The organism is Nocardioides sp. 31GB23, from assembly GCF_040012395.1.
In the GTDB taxonomy this organism is placed as follows: Bacteria; Actinomycetota; Actinomycetes; order Propionibacteriales; family Nocardioidaceae; genus Nocardioides; species Nocardioides salarius.
Genome location: NZ_JBDYKJ010000132.1, coordinates 1 through 2,278 on the forward strand (window position 1 = coordinate 1; position 2,278 = coordinate 2,278).

Annotated in this window: 1 protein-coding gene and 1 pseudogene; both read right to left on the bottom strand. The window is 66.9% G+C overall.

Going from position 1 to position 2,278, the window contains the following annotated elements; translation table 11 throughout:
• Positions 1-278: 278 nt before the first annotated feature.
• Positions 279-1,504: pseudogene (locus ABKW28_RS22665) on the bottom strand (IS110 family transposase).
• Between the two features lie 228 nt (positions 1,505-1,732).
• Positions 1,733-2,278, bottom strand: a 546-nt coding sequence (locus ABKW28_RS22670; RefSeq protein ID WP_348613521.1) for an IS30 family transposase, incomplete at its 5' end; no start/stop codon positions are given.

A 2,278-nucleotide genomic window follows, 5' to 3' on the forward strand; every position in this document is an offset into this window, starting at 1 on the left:
ATCATGACCACGAACGAGACCACGACAACCACTCAGGCTGCGTGACCTGACCTGTCACCTACTCGTGCAGCAGTCCCACGCGACTCCCCGAGCCCGCGCGGTGCGGACCAGCTCGCGGGCAATCTCGAGTTCCTCAACGGATGGCTGAGCAGACCCCTCGACCCCAGTGTCATCGTCCTGCGCAACGTCCGGCGGTGACACCGCCACATCCTCTGGAGGGCTCACAGAACCCCCGGCGATGGCTGCTGCGCGTCTAGATATCCCAGGGGCGTAGGTCGTCAAGCGGCTGCTGGTTGGCGGTGGGCCCAGGCGGTGGCCTCCTGGTAGGTGGTGCGGTGGCGCAGGCAGCCGTCGAGGATGCCGACGAGGCGGTTCGACAGGGCTCGGAGTGCTTGGTGGTGGGTCGCGCCTCGGGCGCGGTGGTTGTCGTAGAAAGCCCGGGCGCCGTGGGATGCGGTGAGCGCTGCGAATGCTTGTTGGTGCAGCGCGTCGGCGAGCCGTTTGTTGCGTGCGTAGCGGGCCAGCACGACACAGTGTTTGCCTGAGGTCTTGGTGATCGGGCTGGTTCCGGCGTAGTTGCGCCTGGACTGGGCGTCGGCGTAGCGGTCCTTGTCGTCTCCGACCTCGGCGAGCACCCGGGCTCCGAGCACCACACCGAGGCCGGGTTGGCTGGTGATGATCTCAGCGTCCGGGTGCTGGCCAAAACACCGCTCGACCTCGCCTTCGAGGACCGCGATCTGGGCGACCATCGTGCTCAGCACGATTGCCAGCGACTTCACGCTGGCGCCGTAGGCCTCGGTGAGCGCATCGCAGAGTGTGAGGTGCTCGCCATGCAGGACGGCCGAGATCTCTTCGGCACGAGTCTGCAGGTTGCGCTGGCGACCGGCCTCGCGCAACACGCTGACCAGTCGCGACCTGGACAGAGCCCGGCCCGCAGCCGGGGCGGGGGCGGCCGCGAGCACGGCGAGCGCATCGCGCCCGGCCAGGTCATCGCCGAACGCCTCGAGCGCGCTGGGGTAGAACTCCCGCAGCATCGAGCGCAGCTGGTTGGCTTGTCGTTGCCGGGTCCAGATCATCGTCTGGTGGGTGCGGGCCACGGTCTTGACGACCTCGGCCTGCTCGCTGTCACCGGCGACCACCCGGTGGTACTCACGGTCCTTGCGGACGGTCTCGGCGAGCACGTGTGCATCACCCGGGTCGCTCTTCGCGCCAGAGGTGGTGAGCCGTTCGCGGTAGCGGGCGGCCTGCTTGGGGTTGATCGCGTAGAGCGTGTAGCCGGCGGCGAGCAGGGCGGGGGGACCCAGCCCCCGCGGTCGGTCTCGATGCCGACCACCACCGACTCCGGATCGTCGTCATCGTCGAGATGGTCGGCGATCAGCTCATGGAGACACCTCAGCCCGGCGACTCCTTCAGGCAGCCGGCGCCGCTTCAGCACTCGACCTTGGTCGTCTTGGAGCTCGATGTCGTGATGGGCCCCGGCCCAGTCATCACCCAGGAACAGCACCCGATCTCTCCTTGCCTTGAACGGATCGTCAGAAGAGGCTCGCAGGCGACCTAGACACGCTCGACGAGGGATTCGTTTCGTACACCACGCCCAGGGACTTGACCGGCGGCTCGTCCTCCGACGTCGCCGCCATCCCGTTTGGCGGCGCAAGGACGCAGGTACTTAGCCGGCGCAGGCTCGGCCCTAGAACGGCTCAAGAACCCGTTTACCGGGGCGGAATCTAGGTAGTCACGCAACGCCGTGGTTGGTAGTGGGGTCTGAGAGTAGTTGGTCGAGGACTTCGGCTGGGGTTTGGAAGTCGTGGCGTTTGCGGGGTCTGGCGTTGAGCTCGGAGGCGATCTTGTCGAGTAGTCCGGGGCCGTAGAAGGACAGGTCGGTTCCCTTGGGTAGGTACTGGCGCAGTAGTCCGTTGGTGTTCTCGTTGGAGCCGCGTTGCCAGGGCGAGTGCGGTTCGCAGAAGTAGATGTCCATGCTGGTGGCCTCGGCGATCGCGACGTGGTTGGCCATCTCGCTGCCCTGGTCCCAGGTCAGTGAGCGGCGCAGCTGTTCGGGCAGGGTGGCCATCTTGGTCACGAGTGCTTCTTGGACCGCCAGGGCGCCGTGGTCACCGGGCAGGTGCAGCAGCATCACGAATCCGGTGGTGCGCTCGACCAGGGTGCCTACCGCGGACTTCGAGGCGGCCGAGCCGAGGATCAGATCGCCTTCCGTAAGACTGAAGCGGCCCGGGGGAACTGGGCGTGGCTGAGGTCGCCTTGCGTCTTGTCGCTTACTGGG